Annotated in this window: 19 protein-coding genes; 5 read left to right on the top strand and 14 right to left on the bottom strand. The window is 53.5% G+C overall.

The annotated features are described in order from the left end of the window. Positions 1-7: 7 nt before the first annotated feature. The 7 genes from tagF to tssJ form a co-directional block, all read right to left on the bottom strand. Positions 8-1,651: a type VI secretion system-associated protein TagF gene (tagF, locus tag IVG45_RS22270; RefSeq protein WP_196435929.1), complete on the bottom strand. Its 1,644-nt coding sequence runs from the start codon at positions 1,649-1,651 to the stop codon at positions 8-10. Further along, positions 1,648-5,193: a type VI secretion system membrane subunit TssM gene (tssM, locus tag IVG45_RS22265; protein ID WP_196435928.1), complete on the bottom strand. Its 3,546-nt coding sequence runs from the start codon at positions 5,191-5,193 to the stop codon at positions 1,648-1,650. The genes tagF and tssM overlap by 4 nt, the downstream gene beginning before the upstream one ends. Positions 5,194-5,201: 8 nt before the next feature. Beyond that, complete coding sequence (gene icmH, locus IVG45_RS22260; RefSeq protein ID WP_196435927.1) at positions 5,202-6,539, bottom strand: type IVB secretion system protein IcmH/DotU; 1,338 nt, start codon at positions 6,537-6,539, stop codon at positions 5,202-5,204. A 5-nt stretch (positions 6,540-6,544) separates the two neighbouring features. Then, on the bottom strand, positions 6,545-7,885 hold the full coding sequence (gene tssK, locus IVG45_RS22255) for a type VI secretion system baseplate subunit TssK (RefSeq protein ID WP_196435926.1): 1,341 nt from the start codon (positions 7,883-7,885) through the stop codon (positions 6,545-6,547). A gap of 29 nt (positions 7,886-7,914) precedes the next feature. Beyond that, positions 7,915-9,507 carry a type VI secretion system-associated FHA domain protein TagH gene (gene tagH / locus IVG45_RS22250; protein WP_196435925.1) on the bottom strand — a complete coding sequence of 531 codons (1,593 nt, stop codon included), beginning with the start codon at positions 9,505-9,507 and terminating at the stop codon, positions 7,915-7,917. Between the two features lie 37 nt (positions 9,508-9,544). Next, complete coding sequence (locus IVG45_RS22245; RefSeq protein ID WP_196435924.1) at positions 9,545-11,815, bottom strand: caspase family protein; 2,271 nt, start codon at positions 11,813-11,815, stop codon at positions 9,545-9,547. A 236-nt stretch (positions 11,816-12,051) separates the two neighbouring features. Further along, positions 12,052-12,525 carry a type VI secretion system lipoprotein TssJ gene (gene tssJ, locus IVG45_RS22240; protein WP_196435923.1) on the bottom strand — a complete coding sequence of 158 codons (474 nt, stop codon included), beginning with the start codon at positions 12,523-12,525 and terminating at the stop codon, positions 12,052-12,054. 348 nt (positions 12,526-12,873) lie between these two features. Here tssJ and IVG45_RS22235 point away from each other — a divergent pair, with 348 nt between their 5' ends. After that, entirely contained in the window at positions 12,874-14,556 is a 1,683-nt protein-coding gene (locus tag IVG45_RS22235; protein ID WP_196435922.1) for a serine/threonine-protein kinase, read from the top strand. A 27-nt stretch (positions 14,557-14,583) separates the two neighbouring features. On the opposite strand, the gene IVG45_RS22230 is transcribed toward IVG45_RS22235, so the two are convergent. The 4 genes from IVG45_RS22230 to parE all read right to left on the bottom strand — a co-directional run bounded on the left by IVG45_RS22230 (position 14,584) and on the right by parE (position 18,004). Further along, complete coding sequence (locus IVG45_RS22230) at positions 14,584-15,417, bottom strand: CvfB family protein (RefSeq protein ID WP_196435921.1); 834 nt, start codon at positions 15,415-15,417, stop codon at positions 14,584-14,586. Positions 15,418-15,480: 63 nt separating this feature from the next. After that, entirely contained in the window at positions 15,481-15,798 is a 318-nt protein-coding gene (locus IVG45_RS22225; protein ID WP_196435920.1) for a CcdB family protein, read from the bottom strand. A 1-nt stretch (position 15,799) separates the two neighbouring features. Beyond that, positions 15,800-16,039: a type II toxin-antitoxin system CcdA family antitoxin gene (locus IVG45_RS22220; protein ID WP_196435919.1), complete on the bottom strand. Its 240-nt coding sequence runs from the start codon at positions 16,037-16,039 to the stop codon at positions 15,800-15,802. 75 nt (positions 16,040-16,114) lie between these two features. Then, positions 16,115-18,004 carry a DNA topoisomerase IV subunit B gene (parE, locus tag IVG45_RS22215; RefSeq protein WP_196435918.1) on the bottom strand — a complete coding sequence of 630 codons (1,890 nt, stop codon included), beginning with the start codon at positions 18,002-18,004 and terminating at the stop codon, positions 16,115-16,117. 71 nt (positions 18,005-18,075) lie between these two features. Between parE and IVG45_RS22210 the strand changes: the two genes are divergently transcribed. The 4 genes from IVG45_RS22210 (at position 18,076) to IVG45_RS22195 (ending at position 21,718) form a co-directional block, all read left to right on the top strand. Continuing rightward, positions 18,076-18,309 (top strand): exodeoxyribonuclease VII small subunit, encoded by a 234-nt coding sequence (locus IVG45_RS22210; RefSeq protein ID WP_196435917.1) that lies wholly within the window; start codon positions 18,076-18,078, stop codon positions 18,307-18,309. Beyond that, positions 18,302-19,195: a (2E,6E)-farnesyl diphosphate synthase gene (gene ispA, locus IVG45_RS22205; protein ID WP_196435916.1), complete on the top strand. Its 894-nt coding sequence runs from the start codon at positions 18,302-18,304 to the stop codon at positions 19,193-19,195. The genes IVG45_RS22210 and ispA overlap by 8 nt, the downstream gene beginning before the upstream one ends. A gap of 130 nt (positions 19,196-19,325) precedes the next feature. Then, positions 19,326-21,185 (top strand): 1-deoxy-D-xylulose-5-phosphate synthase, encoded by a 1,860-nt coding sequence (dxs, locus tag IVG45_RS22200; protein WP_196435915.1) that lies wholly within the window; start codon positions 19,326-19,328, stop codon positions 21,183-21,185. A 17-nt stretch (positions 21,186-21,202) separates the two neighbouring features. Beyond that, positions 21,203-21,718 (top strand): adenine phosphoribosyltransferase, encoded by a 516-nt coding sequence (locus tag IVG45_RS22195; protein ID WP_196435914.1) that lies wholly within the window; start codon positions 21,203-21,205, stop codon positions 21,716-21,718. Positions 21,719-21,756: 38 nt separating this feature from the next. On the opposite strand, the gene IVG45_RS22190 is transcribed toward IVG45_RS22195, so the two are convergent. The 3 genes from IVG45_RS22190 to hpnH are packed head-to-tail and all read right to left on the bottom strand — an operon-like array spanning position 21,757 to position 24,551. Further along, positions 21,757-22,773, bottom strand: coding sequence for an MlaA family lipoprotein (locus tag IVG45_RS22190; RefSeq protein WP_196435913.1), 1,017 nt, complete (start codon positions 22,771-22,773; stop codon positions 21,757-21,759). A gap of 21 nt (positions 22,774-22,794) precedes the next feature. Continuing rightward, complete coding sequence (locus IVG45_RS22185; RefSeq protein WP_196435912.1) at positions 22,795-23,400, bottom strand: ABC transporter substrate-binding protein; 606 nt, start codon at positions 23,398-23,400, stop codon at positions 22,795-22,797. 50 nt (positions 23,401-23,450) lie between these two features. Next, complete coding sequence (gene hpnH, locus IVG45_RS22180; RefSeq protein ID WP_196435911.1) at positions 23,451-24,551, bottom strand: adenosyl-hopene transferase HpnH; 1,101 nt, start codon at positions 24,549-24,551, stop codon at positions 23,451-23,453. Positions 24,552-24,626 lie beyond the last annotated feature (75 nt).

Below are 24,626 nucleotides of genomic sequence, written 5' to 3'. Positions count from 1 at the left end.
CGTCCACTTACGCTACGCTAGCAGGCTCCACGACAGCCGAAGTTTTAACCACGATCACCGAAATGTTGTCTCTACCGCCCCGTTTTTCCGCTTCCCGGATCAGTCTGCGGGTAATTTCGCCGACGGTGCCGCTAGCACAAAGCGCGGCAATATCGGCATGCGACAGCTCTTTATCCAAACCATCGCTGGATAAGATAAACATATCCCCCGCCAACACATCGCCCTGCCCGCAATCAAGCTGCAATTGAGTATCGGCCCCCACCGCGCGGGTGATGATGTTGCCTCGGCCTTGCTCCAAACTACCATCTAGTGGCGACAAGCCCTGACTGATGGATTCGTTATACAACGAATGGTCCAGGGTCAATTGTTCCAGCTCGCCTTGCCGGTAACGGTATAACCGGCTATCGCCCGCCCACAGATAACGAAATTGCCGGCCGGCAATCAACAACACTACGATAGTGCTACCGATGATATGCCCATTGCCGCGGCTCTGCCCCATTTGCACCAAGTTACGATTAACCGCATGCAGACTCGACGCCACCTGTTCGCTGAAATACTCCAGATCATCCACCGGCGGAATTTGCGCCAACGCCGCCACCAAAGCCTGGCTGGCGACATCGCCGGCACTATGCCCGCCCATGCCGTCGGCCACCGCCCACAAGCCGACATCGCTACGCAGCAGAATGGAATCTTCATTCAATTTCCGGCGCAAGCCCACCACACTGAGTCCGAAACTTTGCCAAGGGGAGTCGTCCGGAATTTCTTCGGCGGCCGGCAAACTGGATCTAAGCGGCAGGGTCTGCTCGTCGTCTTCGACCAGATAGGACATCGTATGAACAAGCCCTTCTTCTTGCCGGATAACGGCTTCGGCTTGCGGCGCGACGACGCTACCGGTTTCAACCGGCGGTTTCGCCGTCACTTTGCTACTGGAAAACCGCCAACCGCGCCGAGGCCAGTCATCGTTCAAAAAACCGACATAGGCATCGATAGGCGGTAGCCCTTCGCACAATAACAAGGAGGCTTGCCTCTCATTACCGCTCGATGAGCGCCAATAACTACAATGGGCCAAAAAACGCTCCTTCAGCAGTCCGCCCAGGTCTTCGAACGCTTGCGGCGTATCCCAGTCGCTTTCCAGCTGAAATTGAAAAGCCAGCCGCGCCGAACCGGCCAGTAACCGGCCGCCGTCCGATTGAGCCGGATGTGTCGACAAAAAATCAGTCAAACATAGGCGCTGCAAACCCTCATCGAATCTTTGCAAATCAAAATCGTAATCCAGCGATGAAAACGCCAGTTGAGTCAATGCTTCGAACCAGCCGCAAACCGGGTCGAATAGCTCCGGCAACCTGGAAGCGTCGACTTTGGCGGCCAGCGTCAAGGGGAAATAGCGCCCGACTTTGTCGACACTGGGCATCATCACCCCGGCCCAGGCTTCGCCGCCGCATAGTCCCGGCGCCAAACCGAAATGCCAGATCGGGCTGACCAGAAAGGTGTTCAGCCAGTCCTTGCCCAGTTGTTCCCGGCTGGCCGCGATCCCGGCTTGCAACCATTGGTCCCAGGGTTCGATAAACTGCCTGGGCAACCGGCGCGATAAAAAATCGCCATGGCTAGGGAGTTTGCCGTAAAAGCCGGCCGCGTTATCCGGCCTGCTCACAGCGCATCCGGGCAACGGAAACTTTGCAATTCCCGCAAGTTGAAGGGATTGTTGACGCTGGCGGCGCGTAATTCGTAACTGGCGTTCATGCCTTGCAGTTGGAAGGTCAGGGTAAATTTTTCCGGCGCGTTACCCGGCACGATAGTCGCATCATCCAGCAAGCGGAAAAACGCCCAAGTCCCTTCCTTGCCGCTGCTGACCTGGCGCCCATCCAGGGTTTCAAACACTATCCTCACGCCCTGGCTAGGGTTGGGACCCGGCCATTTCAGGCTGACAGCCTGCTCCGGCCCATGCCGATACACTGCTTCCTGGCCCTCAAGCTGCAGGCGAAAAGTGCCGACCGTGTTATCCAACGACTGCGGCTTCAATTCAAATTGCACCTGCGGCATGCCGCCGACCGCAAAGAAGGCATCTCGGATCCTGGAAGCTATCTGAAACTGCCGGATCGAGGCTTGCGACAACCCTAGGGGTTTTTGAGATGCCATCTCGCTCCAGACCGGTTTGCTGGTATCGACAAAGGCTTTCAAATTGGTTTGAAAAAACTGATCGATCACGCCGGATGGGGCGAAAAGCTTGGCAAAGTCCGCCAGCAATACATCCTGTTGCGCGCCACCGGCAAAAGGATAACGGCCATTCAAGGCCGCCTTGCAAGTCGACCCCACTCCGGTTTTGACCATGTCGCTCAACTTGCCTTTAGCCGCCGATGTCAATTTTTGGCCGCCGCTGCTGATCACGATCTGAAACCAGCTGCGCAATGGTTCGGGCAACCGGTCGAACTCCAGCTGCGCCTGTTTCAGCACATCCATGCCGGCCCCGCTGAACAGGTTGGCCTGATTCTGCAAGGCCTGCCCGCCGGTGTTGGCACTGCTCAACTGCAAAAAATAATCGCGCAGACTCTTCAATTGCTGCAACACCGGGTCCAGCGCGCTGGGCGGTCCACCGCCGACTAAATTACGCAAGGGCTCGAACTGGTCTTCCACCGTCCGCACCGGATCGGGGCCGCTGTCCTGGCTGGCGGCATCGGCCGCCAACGCCAGCACTTGGCCACTCTTATCGGCACCGGCCGCGGCAGCCAAATCCTTACCGGCGACTTGCGCCAGCGCATCGCTAACCTGCTTGTTCAACCGGGTCAGCGCGGTATTTTCGTCTATGCTGACCAGTAAGGCATGCAAGGGGCCGTCCGGACGCGACAAAATATCCAGGATTTGCGCGGTCTGATTGGTGGTTACCGCCGACTGCAATTTCAGCTTCGCCAGCAGATCGGACCAGGCGGCCTGATATTCGTTTAAATACAACTTTTTTAAATCACCATGCAATTGCTGGGTTTGCGGAGCATCGGCCTTGGCTTGATTGCCCAACACCCAGTTTTGCTCCAGCGCATCCTTGACGAAATCACGACTTTTTTTTAGAAACAGCTCGGTATAGCCATAGGCCGTAAACACGCCAGGGATGGTGTAAGCCGTCACATCCTTGCCGTCGGACAAGGCAAACACCCGTGCGGTATCCGGCCCCAGAGCCTTACCCAGGCGAAAATCGTGACTCTTGTCGACCATGGCTTCGGTCTTGAAGCGGGAATAGATTTGACCGATCAACGGCACCTGGGTCAATTTGCCGCGCACCGAATCGACGAAACTATCGTCTATCTGCATCGGATCCAGCTTCAGTTTCAACAGGTTATCCAGGTGCATGAGCAACTGGCTAAGGGTTTGCGGGTCGGTGGCAAATTGCCTGTCCCAGTCGGCCCGTATCCAGGCCATTGCCGTGGCCGGGTCCAGTTTATCGGTTTGATTAAACATCAAATAGACTTTCAATAACTGATACAACACATCCAGATTATTGCCTTCCTGGCCTTGCATGCGTTCCTTCAGCCGCATCTGAATCACGGGCAAGAAATAATTGCGCAGCATCTCTTCATAACTGTGATTGGCCGCCGCCTGAATTTTATCGGCCTGCGACAACCCCAGCCCTGACAGGAAACCGTGGTCTTTATAAATATCCCGCACAGCCAGCAACACGTTCAAGCGCGGCAACAAGGCGGTGAAATTGCTGGTGGTATCGTGAGCGGTGAGCTTGATGGTACGGTACTGGGCAATCTGTTCCTCGACCTTGTCCAGCGCCGCCTGATTGTTGTAATAACTGATGGTCCACAAACCTATCATCAGCAAAAACAACACGCCGGCACCGATATAGGACGCCAGTTGCAGCATGCGCTTGCGTTTCGCCAGTTTCGGATCCTCGCCGGCCAGTTCGGCCTCCGGAAACAGCACTTCCTTCAGCAATCGGGTCAGAAAGAAGCTCTTGCCCTGGCCGCTGTACATCGGCGTGGACTGCCTGTCCAGATGAAAAGCCCCGGCCAAAATACCCAACACCCGGTCTATCGGCGTGCCTTCCTGGGTACCGCTGGTGAAATAAACCCCGCGTAACAGCAAGGCTTGCTCGTAACGGTTCACCGCGAAGGTCGCCTGCAGAAAATCCATGATGGCCGGTTTCAGCAAGGCCATTTGTTGCGGAAAATCCAGAATAACCGCCCGCCGCTGAATATCGCGTTCGTCCTGAATCCGTCTCAGCGTCCGGCCTTGCACGCGTTGCAGCAATTCATCGTAAGCGTCGCCGAATTGCGCCAGCATATCGTGGTCGCCTTGCAGACTGAGGGCGGAGAAGGTTTCTCCCCAAACCTGGGCGCGCTCTTCGGCGCTTAAATCGGCAAAGAAATCGCTAAAACCGGCCACCAAATCGCTCTTGGTGAACAGTAAATAAATCGGCAAGCGCACGCCCAGATGCTGATACAGCTCGTTGATGCGGGTACGCACGGCCTTGGCATGCTCCAAGCGCTCTTGTTCGGATTGTTGCAACAAATCGGAAATACTGGTTGCAACGATCACGCCGTTCAACGGACGCAAGGGCCTATGCTTTTTGATCAAGTTCAAAAATCCGGTCCAACCGGCCGCATCGACTGCTTGATGGCTTTCCTGCGTGGTATAGCGGCCGGCGGTATCCAAAAATACCGCATCATCGGCAAACCACCAATCGCAGTTGCGGGTACCGCTGACGCCCTTGACCGCATGCTTGCCAATTTTTTCCGCCAGCGGGAAATGCAGGCCGGAGTTGATCAAGGCCGTGGTTTTACCCGAGCCGGGCGCGCCGATAATCGCGTACCAGGGCAATTGATAGATAAACTGGTTACCTTTTTTGGCTTCGGTGCGCGATTGTTTCAAAACCGTCAAGGCTTCCTCAAAACCCTTGCGCAACATATCGACTTCATCCGCCGAGGCCGCGGCAACATGATCGGCATCGCCAGCCACCAGTTCATCGACCAGCTTCTTGTCGGTTTTTTTGGCCTTGAGATACTTGACCAGTTGAATGGTACCCCAGACTATAAACAAACCGGCTATCAATAAAATCCTGGATAGCGGTGATTCGAACGGTATCATACCGGCGACGGCGAATAACGATGCCCCCATCCAGATCAGATTGCTGAATGCCGCCAATCCAAAAAGCTGAACGAACCAGGTATTGGTAAAAAGTGATAAGAGACTGCCCATTTATGCTCTCACTGAATCAGTAAATCGACACGGCGATTGATCGCGCGGTGTTCGGGGGTATCGTTCGGGACCAACGGTTCACTGTCGGCACGCCCTTCGGAACGTAGTTTGCCATTCAAGGCCGGCGCCAGTTTCACTAGATCATCGCTGACCGATTTGGCCCGTGCCGTGGACAAATGCCAATTGGATGGGAAACGGGCCGAGCGGATAGGCACGTTGTCCGAGTGGCCGGTGAGTAGTGCATTATCGTTACCGGCCACCAGTTCGTCGGCGATTTTTTTCAACATCGGCTCGAACTCGGGCTTGAGTTTATCGCTACCGGATTCGAAGGAATTGCGGACCCGCAACAGCCTGTCGTCCACCACCTCGACCATATTGGCGGCGATTTCATTGGCCAGCAGTTGTTTGAAGCGCTCGCTGCGTCCGGGTACCGGCGGCTTGACCACCGGGACAGGCATGGCGGCTTGAGCCAGCTCGATCGGTTGCTTGGAAAGCTCGAACAATTCCTTGAACAAGCGGTCGGAGCGGGCATTCAGCGCCAGCACGAAGCCGATATAAGCCAGAATCAAGGCCACGCCCAACACGGCGCCGACCACCCACAACGGCACATAACGCACCAGCGCGTTACGCACATCCCGCAAACCTTGCCAACGCGGCGACAATTCGCGTTCGTAGTCGCCCTTCACCCGTTGAATCAACTGATACAGCTCAAGCCGGTATTTTTCCAGCGCATTGCCGCCACCGACCAGTATCCGGAACTTGCCCTCGAACCCCAGGCTCAGGAATAAGTAAGTCAACTCGATCAGCGCCAGGTTTTGCGCGGGTTGCTTGACCAGCATACCGATGATGTCGAAAAATTTTTCGCCGCCCCAGGCTTCCTTATGAAAGGAAATCAATAAACTCTGGTGGCCCCAGTTGCTTTGCGAACCCCAGGGCGTGTTGAGTATGGTTTCGTCCATAAAGCTGCACAGCGCGTAGCTGGCCATCCGGGTATGCTCGGCGCTGACCCCGGATTGCAGGATGCGGTTTTCGAAACCGCTGACTTCCGACAACAGCCGCTGGCGCAATTGATCGATGGCCGGATAAACCGCCATTTGTCGCAAGCGGCTAGCCAGTGACATCATCGATAGCGCCGCGGCCACCATGGTATTTTGCTGAAATTCGGCGACCGGTATTGCAATCGGCGCGCCCGGATTGAAGTTGGGATTGATAGCCGGCGCCGGCTGCGGGGTAAATATCGGGGATTCGGCCGCCGGCGCGGGACTCGTGCGTCTGCCGCCCGGCATCGGCCGGATCACGGTGCGGTCACCGTCGTCGAAAGGTCCGGAAGGATCGTTTGGATTCATGACTTTCAACCTTTTCTAATAGCCCAGAATTCGAGTTCAAGTTCCGGAAAATTACCACCAATGTGTATCCCAAAACCACCTGATGCGGGCATTTTGCCCCACAACTCGCTTTGCTTGTTCAGCTCAAAATAGGAATAACCCGCATGGTAGGGCAGCTGCCTCGGAACCACCGGCAAGGCCTGAATATCGATACCCGGCAATGCCGATCTGACCAATTGTTGTATGTTTTCCACCGGCCCGATTTTGACTTGCGGCGCGAAATGTGAACGCAGTAATTCCGACGAAACCTGGGCCTTGGCCGCCAACACGAACACCGAGCCTTCCAGCAGCTTTAGATCGGGACGCTTGGCCACGTACACGCCAGGCTTGACTTCCGCCAACGGTATTTGCACCGCGTTTTGTTCCAGTATCATGCTCAACAACGCACGCAGTTCATCGATCAACGGCATGAAGCTGGCTTTCAAATCGTCATGCTTGTAATCCGGAAAATCGATCGGCCGCTTGTTGGGCCGGTAAAAAGTGGAGAGTTCGCCCGCCAGTTGCAGGCACAATTGAAAAAAGTCTTCCGGATGCAGGGTGGCCGCGTTAGCCAAATGCGTCAGCAACGGTTGATAACGATTGATCATTTGCAACAACATGAAATCGGCTATTTCCGCCACGCCGCCGCCCTGCCCGCCACCGGCCACGCGAGCCGCCAGCGCTTCGCCTCGAGTATGGAACATGCCCTGCAATTCCTTGACGAAACCACCCAGCAGGCCGGCGCTGGAACAATGCACGGCCGGCGGAATGTACTGTTCATCCAAAATCACGGTTTTATCGGCGCGCATTTCAATAATACGAGCCACCCCCAGGCAGACGTAGCCCGACCGCTCCTGACTATCGCACATCAAGCGCGGTTTCAACGCGCCGATCTGCACATCGTAGCGGCCATCGGCACCGCTGTTGTGATCGCGCACCTGGCGTTCGCTTAGCCGAAAGCGCGCCATATTGTCCGGATAGGGTTCGCTATCGACTTCGGTGGAATCCGATCGCCGTATCGGCAAGGCCAAATAGACCACGCTGGCTTTTTCGTCCTCCGGCACCTCCAAAGGTAGCGGCAAATCGTCATCCTGCGGCAAATTAAACGGCGTACCGTCTTGAAACACGCCACTGCAAAGGCTTAGTCCCAGCTTGCCGATGGCAAGGTTGGCATGGTCCAATTTCAAGCGCGAAAATCCCCAGGTGTAGGCCCGAATATCCTGCGACAAACCACGTACCAGGCTTTCTACATAGCGATCATGCTGTTGAAAATGCTGAGGGCGGAGAAACATCCCCTCAGACCAGACTACCCGATTATTTTCTGACATATGTTTTAGCTCTTAGCGCACAGCGATGATTATTGTTTTTTTGACGAGCGGCTCAGCAGCAGCATCTGTTTTTCATAGGCGTCGGCAAAAGCGTCGCCGAAAAACTCTTCCTGGGCCACGGCTTTCAATTGCGGATATTTGTCGACGTAATACTCCCAGCATTTGGCTTTTTTCTGAAACAGCACCCCTTCGGCCTGGGTTTTTTCGATTAGCTGGGGATCGAAACTGCGTAATATTTCCGCTAACGCCGCCTGAATGCCCGCCGTCATTGCTATCTGGTGATTCATGATGTCATTGAAGCCCTCGCTGACCGCCTGCTTGGGCGGCAAAAAACCTGGATTGGTCGGTGCCAGAATCAGCTTGATTGCATCGTCGACATTCGGGGTGAACTTCAACGGATTGTTATCGACGGCACGCATCGTGGTGACCGAAACCCGAAATTGGCTTTTCAATTCGGCCCTGGCCCGCAATACCAACATCAGGCCTTCGACCATGCTACGCAGCAATTCGCCCGAGGTTCTCATCAGTGCCGGCAGTTGTTCCGGCGCGACAAAACTCGGATCGGCGATTCCGGCCCCGGCTAAAAATTCACGCACCAAACTGTCATTGGCGGGCAATCCGGCATCTGCCGCGGCTGCCAAAGGTATTTGAGGCGTTACGGCAGGCGCCGGTTGAGCCGGAATTACCGGTGCGGCTACCGGTGCGACTTGAGGCGCCCTGCCCGGCTGCGGTCTAATGGGCAGGGGCGCGGCCTGTTCGATGACGGTCTCGGCTGGCTCCTGAAAAAAAGGCGCCGGTTCGGCCGCTTGCACAACCGGCGGTTCCGGCTCGGTTTGACCGAATAACCCAAATGCGGCCTGCGGACCGGTCCTGTCCTGGGTTTCCGCCGCTACCGGCTCTATTCCGGTAGCGGGTTGAAACGGATGCGAACTATCGGGTTTATCCAAATCCTCGGCAAAGAAATCGTCAGGCAACTCCGGCAGATCCGGCTGCTGGCTAAAACCGCTGCTACTGCTACCCGGCAACGTTTCCAGTTTGGACAATAAATCGCCGAAATCGAGATCGTCCACCTCCGCTTTAACCGGGGCCTGCTCGATGCCGGGCGCGGTGAAACTTTGGTGTATCGGCGAAGACTCGGGTTGCTCGATGAAACTGGAGAAAAAACCGGTTTCCGGTTGGGCCGGTTTAGCCGGCGCGAATGGCCCGTCCAGAATACTGCTTTGCAGCAGACTGTTTTCGGCCAAATCCAGCTGACGCACTATAGGCGGGGTTTCGAAGTTGGGCAGGGATTCGGTACTCGCGCTACCGGGAATCGAAACCAACAGTTCGTACTCGCCTATCCGCAGTTTTTCGCCATCATGCAATGCCGCCCGGCCCTGCTGTAACAACATATCGCAATTGGTCAGATAGGTGCCGCCGGTACTGCTGTCCTCGATGAAGAATTGCCCGGCTTCGAATACGATGGAGGCATGCAGCCTGGAGATAAATTTGTCCGGGTCCGGTAATACCAGTTGATTATTCGGAGCCCGTCCTATCGAGCCCCCCAGCGTATCGAACTGCGCACTGATTTCCTGGCTTGGCGGTTGACCTTTATAACTTGTGGTTCTAAGAATCAATATCACGGACTATACCTGGTGTGTCAAATGCATAATCAGGACCTTACGCCTCGGGCACGAAAAAGAACGGGCTGCCTTCATGGCCGGCATGTTGCAACGGCGCATATTGCGGGGTTTGTTCAAACCCTGCCTTGGAGGCCGATAGTTTGACCTGATTGGCCACATCCCGAAAAATATCGTAATCCTCGATCACCCGTTTGTTGGAACGCAATACCTTCAAGAAGGCATTGGCAAACACCGAGTGTTCGCCGCCACCTCTATCCATGACCGGTTTCACGCCACCGGAGGTTAGCACGGTACGGGCCTTACGGCTGTTCATCGCTTTAAGCCAGCGTTCGCGCTTGGCCTGATCCATGCCCTCCGGTAATCGGGCTATCGCCGAACCGGTCAACGCCCCGGAATAGCAGGAGTCGGCCACCACCATGATGTGTTTGGCCGGCATAATGCTTAAATATTCGGTAATGCTTTGGCTGGAAATCCAGTTAGCGCTGTTACCGGCTTCCGAATCCACCGGCAACCAGTAGGCATTTTGCGATTTCGGGTCGATTTCGCCGTGTCCGGCATAATAAATCAGCAAGTTATCCTGGTCGGTCAATTTTTGGTTCAATTCATTCAAGGCCGACATGATGGCATGCCGGTTAGCATTCAGCAGCAATTTGGTTTTAAAGCCGTAACGTTCGCGCAACAATAACTCAAGGCTTTTGGCGTCGGCGGCCGGGGTTTGCAGATCGGGATAGCCGGCATAATCATTATTGCCGATGATCAGCGCATAAAACTTACCGAACTGTATATCGCCGACCTGCCTACTTTCCGTGACGGCGGTGGCTGGAAAATCGGCCTGTCCGGCATTTTCGGACGCCAACAGGCGTACATTCAAATCGCTGGTTTGATTGCGCTTATCGGTTGCAACGATATGTACCATAGTTTCCGAGCCTTGCAACGCAACATCGGTCTGGAACTCACCATTGGCATCGACCGTCAGCGGCTTATCGTTCAGCAATAATTTGGTCAATCCGGCCTTGGCATCGATACGGCCCACCAAACGTTTACGCGATTCGCCCTGGCCGAACTGTATGCTCGGAATACCGCGGGTCACGGTCACGGCCGGTTCCAATAACTCGATATTGGGTCCGCCGCCGGCCGCCGCCAATTGAGTGGGCGCCTGTTGTTCCAGTTTTTCCTTCAGACCGGCAATTTCCCTGGCTTGCTGTTGCAAGGCTTGTTTTCGCTGATCGATTTGAGCCCGGTCCGGTTTCTGGCTGGACGTCAACCAGTTGGTCAGCTCGGCCGACTGCTTTTGGTAGGATTCTATCTTTTCGTTCAACCGGGCTTCCAAATCGTTTTTGGCGGTTTCAGGTGCTTTTTCGGTGGTTTTTTCCTTACGGGCGGTTTCCAGTTCGCGCTCCATGCGTTTACGTTCCTGTCCCAGGGTTTTGGTCAAGTCTCCCAGCTTAGCCTGCTGGCTTTTCAACTGGGTTTCCTTTTCGCGTAATTGCCGTTCCAGGGCCTGAATTTCGCTGGAACCGGCCGGGGTTTCGGATTTTTGTTGCTGTAATTTGTCGCGTAACGCCTCCAATTCGTCCTGAGCCCGGCGCAGACTTTCCTGTTGCTCCAAGGCCTGTTCCCGGGTGTTTTTCAATTGCTCACGCAATTGCTCGGCTTCGTGCCGCGATTGAGCAACCTCTTCACGCAAGGCGCTGATTTCACTACTAGCGTTACTGCCTGGGCTTTGGGCCTCGATCGCCGGGGTAAATTGCAATCCGGCCTCATCCAGGCCCGCCGATTTGCGGTACCAGCGCATCGCGGTTTCCTTATTTTCGGGAACGCCCAAGCCTTTTTCGTATAAATGGCCCAAATTTAACTGGGCTTGGAAATTACCTTGATTCGCGGCTTTTTCGTACCATTGCGCGGCCGCCTGATAATCGGTCTGCGCGCCGAGGCCTTTTTCGAAAATTTCCCCGACATACAACTGAGCGGAAGCATCGCCTTCCTGAGCCTTGGGCAACCAGATTTTCAACGCGCTGGCATAATTGGCCCGGTCATAGGCCACGTATTCACCGCCCCGCACTTCGCAATCGGCCGCCGTGGTGCGTATCGGCCGGCGCTGCGACAAATAGGTCATCTGCGAACCCAGCTTGCGTACCTGCCCCGGCAGCAAACAATCCACCACGAACAGCTTATTGGTGTCCTGTATGGCAAAACCCTCGGTGGCTTTAGCCATTTCCTCCTTGCTGGCTTCATGAGCGCAGGACGCCAGTAACACGGTGGAGATGGCAAGCACCAATTTGCGGGCTTTAAAAAGGTTTACAGACATACGGCCGCCTTGTCGATGTGATAAATAGCTCCCTCGAAAATAGCAGAAAACGGCAATAGCGACAAATGCCTATTTGTTTTTTGCCAAGTCCGCCAAGAGTTTGCCAGCCGAATAAAACAGTGCTTAAGGAGCTCCGATTACCTCGTTCGGTAGGCTCGGGATGAAGAGTAAATGACTGATTCCGTTCGCGGTAAGTTTATCGAACCATGAACGGAATCAACTGGCTTAGAATTCCCTTAAGGCGCGGGAGCAACGCTTAATTGGTTGTTTTGCAGTTTTACGTTGTAAGTTTGGCTTCGATTCAACTGAAACTCGGCCACGGCACGCCATTGCGCGGTATCCAATTGCCTGAAACCGGCAAAAAAACCCAAGGAACGCACGTTGTCATCAGGTTTGATCGTCAGTTTTTTAGTTTCACCGGGGGTCAACAATAACTCTTGCTTGCGCACCAAATCGGCTGCCAGGGTGGCCTGGTCATTATTAAACAAAGCAAAAAAATCGCTGGATTGGAATGCGCTTCGCTCGCGTAACTCGTAAATCCTAAGCATGACCGGCGCGCCGTTACCATTATTGTCGGCATTCAGGTTCGAGGCTGCATCAATTTGCAAATTGACGATAGTAGGTGGAGGCGGAAGTGGTTGCAGCGGTGGATCACCGGCGCAGCCCAGCAACATAAAATTAACTATGGACAATAGAAAATAGCGTTTCATATTCGCAAGACCTCTATTCAATTTAGTTGTTTTGACCTAAGCCTAGGTTAAAAACCATTAAAGCCTGTTCCACAAAACCGTTGCCGAAGCGGCAAGATTACAAGCCTTATCGATAACCCGAATTGTAGGCTAACGATAACATTTCAAAATTAACAGCGCCTATTTAAATCGCTCGGCCTTATCGGTAAAACAGCTTTACCTACACTTAGCCCGGATTATAAGGCCAAGCTGTCTTGGATTAGCGCAAGCCTTCATCCAACTTTACGATCCGAGTCTTAAATCAGCCCCGACACGACATCCGGTTCGAGTTCGGCTAAAATCAAGATCAACTTCCACGGCCAAACCACCATGAACGCGTTCGACACCGCATTAAAAGCCTTTCAGCAATCGCAAATCCCTTTCGACGAATTAGCGCGAGTCGCCAGACAGACCGGACTAGCGCCGGAAGCCATGAGTAATGCGGCCAGACAGTTACTGGAAGCCGAATATCGCGCCGGCAGAATCCCCCCGCAGGTCTATAGCGCCCTGGAAGGGGAATTGAGCGACAAAACCCAAATCAGTCAGCCGTTCGATTCGGCCACTGTCCTTCCCCCATCAGCCAACCAAGACGATGCAACCCGGATCCAACCCGCCGCCTCGAATCCGTCACCGGCCCTGGCTCAAACGTTAACACCGACCTCGTCCCCAACCTCCCCCCCGATGAATACCGAGTCACTACTGAAGGGATTGCGGGAGCAGCATCCGCACCGGGAACTCACGGTCGGCAGCATTCTGAAAAACCGGTTCGAGTTGCAACAACTGCTTGGCGTGGGCGGCATGGGCATGGTGTTCAAGGCCACCGATTTACGTAAAATCGAGGCCCAGGATAAAGACCCTTTCGTGGCCTTGAAAGTATTGAATCAGGACTTTCAGGCCAACCCGATGGCTCTGGTGTCGCTGCAGCGCGAAACCAAGCGCGCTCAGACCCTTTCTCATCCCAACATCATTAAAGTTTACGATTTCGACCGCGACGGCGGACATGTATTCATGTCCATGGAATACCTCGAGGGCCAACCGCTAAGCCATTTAATCAAGGAAAATCCGGACGGCTTACCGTTCAAACAAGCCTGGCCGATTATTCATGCGATGGCCGATGCCTTACGCCATGCCCATAAAAAAAATATCGTCCATTCCGATTTCAAACCGGGCAACGTGTTTATCGACATCAATGGTGAAGTGCGGGTGCTGGATTTCGGCATCGCCTGCGCGATTAGCCGTAGCGATAAAGACCACCAGGATGCCACCATATTCAATGCCCGTTCATTAGGGGCATTCACGCCATCCTATGCCAGCCTGGAACAACTGCATCACAGCGATCCGGATCAACGCGACGATATTTACGCACTGGCTTGCGTCAGTTATGAACTGTTGAGCGGTAAACATCCTTTCGGACGCCTTTCCGCCGAAAAAGCCCTGGAAGTCAATTTACAGGCCAAACCCATTCCCAAATTATCCCGCAGGCAATGGAAAGGCCTGCAAAAAGCCTTGGCTTTTCAACAAACGCAACGCACCCCGACGGTAGACAAATTTCTGGCGGCTCTGGGGCCGCGTTCGGCGGTGTTTTACGGCTTATGGGGGACCGGAGTTCTGGCTACCGGGCTCTTTGCGGCCAACATTTATCTGAGCATGATTGCGCCGCCAACCGTGGTCGAAGCCCCGAAAGTGGCCATACAGCTCTCCGCCGAACAGCAGCAAAAAATCAAGGATTTATTGGAATTGGCCAGTATCCATGCCGACGTCGGCTACCTGACCGCTCCCACCGGCAGCAACGCTTTATGGGCCTACCAGGAAATACTGAAAATCGATCCCTACAATAAATCGGCAACCCAGGGCATCATCAAAATTGCCGACACGTTGGAGCAACAAGCCTGGGAAGCCTATGAAAGAAACGACCGCTCGGCGGCATTGAAAAAAGTGTTGGAAGGGCTCGAAGCCCATCCAGCGCACAAAGGCCTGCTATCGCTAAGAGAGAAGCTACGGGCAAGCCAATAACCGGCTTGTCTGGTAAATTTTGGACGGCTATTTTTTGTCAACCAGCCTGATGCCCTTGTCTTCGATCACAATCTTACGTTGTTTATACAAGCCACCAATGGCCTGTTTGAACACTTTCTTGCTGACCGCAAAGGTATCGTAAATCATCTCGGGCGGACTCTTGTCCGTCAAGGCGATGTAACCGCCGTGCTTTTCCAGCACGGATAAAATCTTAGCGGACGTGCTATCGACTTTCTGGCCATATTTCTCCTGGTTCAGAATCAAATCCAACTTGTGATCCGACCGCACTTTTTTGATAAAACCGGACAGCGATTGACCTTTCTTTACCGGCTGGAAAATTTCGTTTTTATACAGCACGCCCCAGTATTTATGATCGACTATCGCCTTGAAACCCAATTCGGTTTCGTCGGCTATGATCAACTCCACCGCTTGTCCTTCCTTGTAATAAAAGGCTTCATCCTGAATAAAGTCATCCAACAGCATCGAGGCGGCGATACGGTTATTTTCGTCCAAAAACAAACGCACCAGATAAAACCGGCCTTCCACCATCTTGCATTTCTGTTCGCTGAACGGTACCAACAAATCCTTGGGCAAGCCCCAATCCATGAACGCACCCGCGTGACTCAACGACACCACCTTCAACCAGGCGACTTGATCGGCCTGGGCCTTGGGGATTTGAATGGTGGCGATAGTCTGATTTTTACCATCGATGTAGACGAACACCCGTAGACTATCACCCACCTGTCCGCGAAACTCCTTATCGGCAAGGGCAATATCCCCCAATTCGCCGCCATCCAGATAAAACTGGTTGTCGCGTTGATTGTTAATGGTCAGCGTGTTTAATTTGCCGATTTCTATCATGATATTCCGAATTGATATGAGTAAGCAGGCTACGCCGGCGGGGAATTACACCAATTGTGCAGGCTAAAATCCTTGAAATAGAAAATCCAGCGCTGCCGTAATTTCAAATTGATGATCGTAAAGAGTCGTCACTGGTCGCTTCAGGATGCGTATCGGCACTGCGGCCAGTTTTGGAATTTCCAGCACACACTCCAAACCGTCAACGATAACAGCCGGCATTAAATTGGAGGGCAGCGTCTTGGCGGAGAATCGATCCCGGCGACGTAAAGGCACCACCACACGCGTATCCAACGCGCTCAGCACATCGCTTTGCACATCCAGTAAAAAAGGCACCTCTTCAACTTTGCCTCCACTGTTGCGATAGACATCGAAACGCGCCACGCTAAAAATTCCGCCATGGTTCCAACGGCAACCCCTCCTGCTCGACGGTTTGATTGTAGATAGCAATAAATTCAGCATTTTCCTGCTGCCATCGGCGTTCGCGCTCGCTACGCACCAGTTCGCGCAAATACTGATCACAGCTTTGCGAAATGTTGATACCCAAAGCCTTGGCCTCGTTCAACACATCAACCGACAGCGTGATGTTGGTAGCTTTCTTTGCTGCCGCTCCGGTGGTTGCCATAAAACACTCTCTTAGTTATTGCTTTCGTATGCGCATGATAACCCAACATACTTTAACAAACCAGGTAGGCCGCACCTAAACTTCCGCCAAATTACCCTTGTCTTCCAGCCAACTCTTGCGGTCGCCGGCTCGTTTCTTGGCCAGCAGCAAGTCCATCTGTTCACGGGTATCGTCGTTTTCTTCCACGGTCAACTGCACCAGGCGCCGGGTGTCGGGATTCATGGTAGTTTCCCTGAGCTGCGACGGATTCATCTCGCCCAAACCTTTGAAGCGCTGAATGTTGATCTTGCCGGTGAGTTTTTCGGCTTCTATCCTTGCCAACACGCCCAGTCGTTCCGATTCGTCCAAGGCATAAAACACCTTCTTGCCGACATCGATCCGATACAAGGGCGGCATCGCCACGAACACATGCCCTGCCCTGACCAACGCGTTGAAATGCTGATAAAACAGCGCGCAGATCAAGGTGGCGATGTGGTTGCCGTCGGAATCGGCATCGGCCAGGATGCAGATCTTGCCGTAACGCAGGTTTTGCAGGTCGTTGCTGTCCGGCTCTATGCCTAAGGCCACCGCTATGTCATGCACCTCTTGTGAAGCCATCACCTCGCCTGAATCGACCTCCCAAGTATTCAAAATCTTGCCGCGCAACGGCATGATGGCCTGAAATTCGCGGTCTCTGGCCTGCTTGGCCGAGCCGCCGGCCGAATCGCCCTCGACCAGGAACAGTTCGGTGCGACTGAGATCCTGCCCCGAACAATCCGCCAGTTTGCCGGGCAAGGCCGGGCCGCTGGTGATTTTCTTGCGGATGATTTTCTTGCCGGCCCTCAAACGCTTCTGGGCGCTGGCCAAAATGATCTCGGCGATTTTTTCGCCTTCCTGCGGATGCTGGTTCAACCACAGGCTGAAGGTGTCCTTGGCGACGCCGGAGACGAAGGTCACGCATTCGCGCGAACTCAAACGCTCCTTGGTCTGCCCGGAAAACTGCGGGTCTTCCAGCTTTACCGACAGCACGAAGTGGCAACTTTCCCAGACGTCTTCCGGTGCGACCTTGACGCCGCGCGGCAACAGGTTGCGAAAGTCTAAAAACTCGCGCATCGCCTCGGTCAAACCTGCGCGCAAGCCGTTGACATGGGTGCCGCCCTGGGCAGTCGGCACCAGATTGACATAACTCTCGGCGATGGTTTCCGGCAGACTGTCCGGCGTCCAGACAATGCCCCACTCCACCGCCTCGTTGCTGGCCGCCATGTTGGCCATGAACGGCGGCTGAGGGAAAATCTCCGCGTCGCCGACCCGGTCCAGCAAATATTCCCGCAAGCCGTTCTGATAACACCATTCGAATTGCTCGTCGCTGAGCTCCGAATTCAAGCTGATTTTCAAGCCAGGGCACAACACGGCCTTGGCGCGCAGCACATGTTTGAGCTTGCTGACCGACACCCGGTTGGAATCGAAATACTTGCCGTCCGGCCAGAAATGTACCGTGCTTCCGGTGTTGTTCTTGCCGACGTTATTGATTTGCTGTAATTCGCTGACTTTGTCGCCGCCGGCAAATTCCATTTGATACACCCCGCCGCCGCGCTTGATCTCGACCAGCAGTTTTTCCGACAAGGCATTGACCACCGACACCCCGACACCATGCAAACCGCCGGAGAACTGATAGTTTTTGTTGGAAAACTTACCGCCGGCATGCAACTGGGTCAGGATGACTTCCACGCCGGGAATTCCCTGCTCGGGATGAATGTCGACCGGCATACCACGGCCATTATCGACTACCTTGACCGAGCCATCCTTGTAAAGCGTTACTTCGATACTGTCGGCGTGGCCGGCCAAAGCCTCGTCGACGCTGTTGTCTACCACTTCCTGCACCAAATGGTTGGGACGCGTGGTGTCGGTGTACATGCCGGGGCGTTTGCGCACCGGGTCCAGGCCGCTCAGTACTTCAATCGCCGCGGCGTTATATTCGTTACTCATTGTTACTCATCATTGGCTGTGAATTCATACTATAATGCTCGGTCATTTTTGAGCACGTCAGTACACATTATATGTCGAGAAGAAAAAGCGCATCCCAATTTGAGGAAGCGATGGAAGAACTGGAGAATTTGGTCGAGCAAATGGAACGCGGTGATATTTCCCTGGAGGAATCCTTAAAATCCTTCGAACGCGGCATTAAATTGACTCGCAACTGCCAGCAAGCCTTGCAGGAAGCCGAGCAAAAAGTGCAAATCCTATTAGAAAAAAACGGCCAACAAACCCTGGAGCCATTCAACGATGAGTAATTTAAAAACCTATCTTACCGCCTGCCAAAACCGCGTCGAACGCGCGTTGGCCGACCGTTTGCCCGCGGAGAACATTCTACCGCAGACCCTGCACCAAGCCATGCGCTACAGCGTGTTGGACGGCGGCAAACGTACCCGCCCACTGTTGACATATGCAACCGGCCGGGCTTTGGGTTTGAGCGAAGACGTGCTGGACGCGCCAGCCTGCGCGGTGGAATTTATTCATGTTTACTCCTTAATTCACGACGATCTGCCGGCGATGGACAACGACGACCTGCGCCGAGGCAAACCGACTTGTCACAAGGCTTATGACGAGGCTACCGCGATTTTGGCCGGCGACGCACTGCAGGCCCTGGCATTTGAAATACTGGCTAACGATTCCAGCATTGTGGTCGACGCCGAAGCCCGCCTGAAAATGATCGCCGCATTGACTCGCGCCAGCGGTTCGCAAGGCATGGTCGGCGGCCAGGCTATTGACCTGGGTTCCGTCGGCACTAAATTGACCCTGCCGGAACTGGAAAACATGCACATCCATAAGACCGGCGCCTTGATCCGCGCCAGTGTCAATCTTGCGGCGCTGTCCAAGTCCGAACTCGATCCCTGCATTGCAAAAAAACTGGACCACTACGCCAAATGCATCGGTTTATCGTTTCAGGTCAAGGACGACATCTTGGACGTGGAAAGCGATACCGCCACCCTGGGCAAAACCCAAGGCAAGGATGTAGACAACGACAAACCGACCTACCCCGCCCTGCTGGGCATGGCCGGCGCCAAGCAGAAAGCCCTGGAGTTACACGAACAAGCCGTCGAAAGTTTGGCCGGTTTTGGCTCCGAAGCAGACTTGCTGCGCGATTTATCACTATACATCATAGAACGGACGCACTAAGCCTCGCACTATCTCAACGATGTGATCATCTAAATCGGGATCGCGTCGTTATTTACTCCTGGCGAGCAAGAGCGACGCCGAAATGCGCGCCCGGTCTTGCCTAGATACACATAAAGGAATTTTTTAAGACATGACTCTGTCCAGTTACCCCTTGCTGAACACCATCCACGGCCCGTCCGATGTCCGCGCCCTGCCGAAAGAACAGCTCAAGGCCTTGGCCGACGAGCTGCGTAGCTATCTGACTCATACCGTCAGCATCTCCGGCGGCCACTTTTCGGCGGGCCTGGGCACGGTCGAGCTGACCGTGGCGCTGCATTATGTGTTCGATACCCCGGTGGATCAGTTGGTCTGGGATGTGGGCCATCAGGCTTATCCGCATAAGATTCTGACCGGACGCAAGGACAGGATGCCGACAATCCGAACGCTGGGCGGCGTCTCGGCCTTTCCGTCGCGCGAAGAAAGCGAATACGATGCTTTCGGCGTCGGCCATTCCAGTACGTCGATCAGCGCGGCGCTGGGGATGGCGATCGCCTCACAGCTGCGCGGCGAGGATAAGAAGATGGTGGCCATTATCGGCGACGGTTCGATCACCGGCGGTATGGCCTACGAGGCGATGAACCATGCCGGCGACGTCAACGCCAATCTGTTGGTGATTTTGAACGACAACGATATGTCGATTTCGCCGCCGGTCGGGGCGATGAATAATTATCTGACCAAGGTGTTGTCGAGTAAGTTTTATTCGTCGGTGCGGGAAGAGAGTAAGAAGGCTCTCGCCAAGATGCCTTCGGTGTGGGAATTGGCGCGCAAGACCGAGGAACATGTCAAGGGTATGATCGTGCCCGGTACTTTGTTCGAAGAGCTGGGCTTTAATTATTTCGGGCCGATCGACGGTCACGATGTCGATATGCTGGTGTCGACGCTGGAGAATCTGAAGGATTTGACCGGCCCGGTTTTCCTGCATGTGGTGACCAAGAAGGGCAAGGGTTACGCGCCGGCCGAGAAAGATCCTTTGGCTTATCACGGCGTGCCGGCCTTCGATCCGAGCAAGGATTATCTGCCCAAGGCCGCGCCGTCGCCGCATCCGACTTACACCGAAGTCTTCGGCCGCTGGTTGTGCGACATGGCGAAACAGGACGAGCGCTTGCTGGGCATTACGCCGGCGATGCGGGAAGGTTCGGGCCTGGTGGAGTTTTCCAAGCAGTTTCCGAAACGTTATTTCGATGTGGCGATCGCCGAGCAGCATGCGGTGACGCTGGCCGCCGGCCAAGCCTGCCAGGGCGCGAAACCGGTGGTGGCGATTTATTCGACCTTTTTGCAACGGGCCTATGACCAATTGATCCACGACGTAGCGTTGCAGAATCTGGATGTGCTGTTCGCATTGGACAGAGCCGGGTTAGTGGGTCCGGACGGCCCCACCCATGCCGGTGCCTTCGATTACAGCTACATGCGCTGCATCCCCAACATGCTGGTGATGGCGCCCGCTGATGAAAACGAGTGCCGGCAGATGCTGACGACAGGTTTCAAGCACCAAGGCCCGGCCTCGGTCCGTTATCCGCGCGGCAAGGGTCCCGGCGCGACTGTCGAGGCTGAGCTCACCGAGCTGGAAATCGGCAAGGCCGAAGTCAGACATCAGGGCGGCCGCATCGCGATACTGGCCTGGGGCAGCATGGTCACGCCAGCGGTCGAAGTTGGCAAACAACTGGGCGCTACCGTAGTCAACATGCGCTTTGTGAAGCCGCTCGATGAAGCCTTGGTGCTGGAACTGGCCAAGAGCCACGACGTCGTCGTCACCATTGAGGAAAACGTCATCGCCGGCGGTGCCGGTAGCGCGATCAACGAGTTTTTACAGGCGCAAAAAATCCTGATGCCGGTGTTGAATATCGGTCTGCCCGACCGTTTCGTCGAACAAGGCAGCCGCGAGGAATTGCTCAGTTTGTGCGGGCTCGATGCCAAAGGCATTTTGGCGAAAATTCAAACGTTTGCTGCGTAAATTAAACTGGAGCAATGATGGACAGATTGAAAACTAAAATCCGTGATATTCCCGACTTCCCAAAACCGGGCATTATTTTTAAAGATATTACTCCATTGGTGAAAGATCCGGCGGCACTAAGGCTAGCAGTTCATCAACTGCTACATCCCTTTCTAGGTCGTGATATTACCGCCGTTGCCGGCATGGAAGCCCGTGGATTCATCTTCGGTTCATTGGTCGCCTGGGAACTGGGTATTCCCTTCATTCCGCTCAGAAAACCCGGCAAACTGCCTTACGATGTGCAAAGCGTATCTTATGATCTGGAATACGGCTCGGCCGAGTTGCAAGCGCATATCGATGCGGTGGATAAAAGCGACAAAGTGCTATTGATCGATGATTTGCTGGCAACCGGTGGCACTGCCAAGGCCAGTTGCGAATTGATTGAGAAACTCGGCGCAACGGTGGTTGCCTGTGCGTTTGTAGTGGAACTAGACTTTTTAGAGGGACGGGAAAAACTGAAGGATTACGAGGTACATTCCCTATTGCATTATTGATTCAGCGAAAGCCGCATCCATGCGGCTTTTATGTCAGACTAACGCCTTCTCCAGCGACTTTTTTTTTTGCTGATGTCGTCCATCTTCAGAGAAACCGCTTCAAATTGCCGCTCCGCATCATCGAACGATTTAGACATGCTGTCAAAAGCCTGAACGGTACCGTCTGCTTTAGGCGCATCCAGTTCAAGATTGTTTTCGACATGGCCGCCGGAATCCTTGACCTTAGGCGTTTTAGATTTGTCGACGCCATTGCCTTCCTTGGATTTAACCTCGGATATCTCGCCGACATCGACTTCGGCATCCACATCCAAATCAAAACTGTCGGCATCGGCTTTACCGTCGTTGATCAGGTTATTGCGATATTGTAAAAACGATTCGCGGGTAAACACGTAGGGATCCAACGCGGCCTCGTCGATAAAATTCAAAGCACCTTCGGCGTTAGCCCTATCACTGATACCTTCGAGCACACCCGTACCAGGTACATAAGTACCGGGATTGGCCGCCTTGTCGAGGATAACCCCTCCCCCATCACGCACAGTGGTTGGCCCTAAAATCGGCAGCACCAGATAGGCTCCCTGGCCCACACCCCAAACCGCCAGCGTTTGACCAAAATCTTCCACATTTTGCTGCAAACCCAATTCGCTTGCCACATCGAATAAACCGAACAGACCGATAGTCGAATTAGTGGTAAACCGGCCGAGATCGGAAGCACTTTGCTCAAACTTGCCTTGTAGAATGTCATTTAGAACGACATTGATACCTTTAAGATTGTTAAAGAAATTAGTGACTCCGCTTTGCATGAAGTTGGGCGTGATAAATTTATAACTGTCGGCGACCGGTTTCAACAGATACTTATCCAAGCCCATATTGAATCCGTACATCGAGCGATTAAAGCCCTCGTAGGGATCAACCGGGCTGGCGCTTACGGCTGAAAACCCGGCACCACTGGTGGCGGGTTCGGTAGTGGCACACCCCGTTACCGATAGCGCGCCCGAAAAAAACAGCGCCCAAATTAGAGATGCTTGGCTTTTGCCTTGTAAACTGGGGGTATGCATTACTTACAATTCCTGACAGACTTATTGTTTAGCGTAACTTTCTATTTTCTCATTGATTTTAGCAATCAGCGCATCGAACCCTTCCCGGTTTAAAACACTGGTGTAATCCGAACGCTTTAATGCCAAATCGCTGACTCCGTCCGCTATTATATTAATAATCTGCCAACTATCGTCTTTTTTCTTCATCATATAATCGAATTTGACATCCTTTTCACCGGGGATTTTCAGATTGGTATGCACCACTACGCCGCCTCGTCCGGTTTCTTCTTCCGAAACAAAACTAAACGACTCACCGGAAAAGCTTTTGAAATTATGCGCATAGGCTGACACGCTCAACTGACTGAATACGGCTTCCAATTTGTTCTGCTGCTCAGCGGTCAACTCCTCCCATTGCTTACCCACCACAATCCGGGCAATTTTGGGTAAGTCATGGCTCTTTTTTACCGCCGCATCCAATTTGTCGTAGCGCCCCTGAAAGCCCAACTCTTTACCCTGCTTCATCACATCGATCAGCTGATTTTGAAACTCATCCACCACCTGACGTGCCGAGGTTTCCTCGGCCCAGGACAATGACGATAGACAGAGAAGCATTAAAAAACTAAAACTGAAATAAATTTTTTTTAACATAGCCGTCATCTAAATTTGATAAAAACGCAAGAATATCCGCTTCCGAATCTTCATGATTCAATTTTGACGGGAATATCGGAAATTGAGGTTTTTCCAACCCTGGCATACTGCGGACTTGATTCCACCACCATGTCGCCGGATGTTTTAGGGCCACGAATACTAGCCCACAACGATTTCAACGGATGTGCCAGTGTATCTTCGACCGCCGTTGCCTCATAACCGCAATGCGCCATGCAGTTTGCGCACTTGGGATTTTTGACCGTGCCGTATTTCTCCCAAGGCGTAGTTTCCAACAACTCCTTGAACGAACCGGCATTACCCTCGTCGGCCAGCAAATAGCAGGGTTTTTGCCAACCGAAAACGTTACGGGTCGGGTTACCCCAGGGCGTGCAATTGTAGTTTTGGTTTCCAGCCAGAAAATCCAGATACAGCGAAGAATGGTTCAATTTCCATTTTCTGTTTTTACCTATTTTAAAAATACCGCGAAACAGGTTTTTAACATCAACACCCTTGATAAATACGTCTTGCTTGGGCGCGCGCTCATAGCTGAATCCCGGCGCAATTGTCACGCCCTCGACACCCAATTCCATCGCATAGTCCAAAAACTCCGCAACTTCTTCCGGTGTTTCACCTTGAAACAACGTGCAGTTGACATTGACCCTGAACCCCTTGCCCAGCGCCAGCTTAATCGCTTCAACGGCGATATCGAAAACACCTTCCTGACAAACCGAGCTATCGTGCTTGTGTTTAAGGCCGTCTAGGTGAACGGAAAATGTCAAATAAGGTGACGGCTTGTAATCGTTGATGCGTTTTCGGAGCAACAAGGCATTAGTACACAGGTAAACAAACTTTTTACGGGCAATGATACCTTCGACAATTTGCGGCATTTCCTTATGAATCAGAGGCTCGCCGCCTGGAATTGACACCATTGGCGCACCGCACTCATCCACCGCGTCCAAACATTCTTGAACGGATAAACGCTTATCGAGAATATCATCCGGGTAATCGATCTTGCCGCAACCGGCGCAAGCCAAGTTGCATTTGAACAACGGCTCCAACATTAAAACCAAGGGATACTTTTTCGCACCCATTAATTTTTGTTTGATCAGATAACTACCAACAGCTAATTGCTGACGTAAAGGCACACTCACGACTACTCTCCAAAACTTCAAATCACCCGGTCCATGCAATTGTCACAAAAAAACAACAAAAAGCAAAAACCCCAA

Source organism: Methylomonas sp. LL1, assembly GCF_015711015.1.
Classification (GTDB): domain Bacteria; phylum Pseudomonadota; class Gammaproteobacteria; order Methylococcales; family Methylomonadaceae; genus Methylomonas.
Note: the sequence above shows the minus strand (reverse complement) of the source record. Positions and strands in the feature narration are given on the sequence as shown.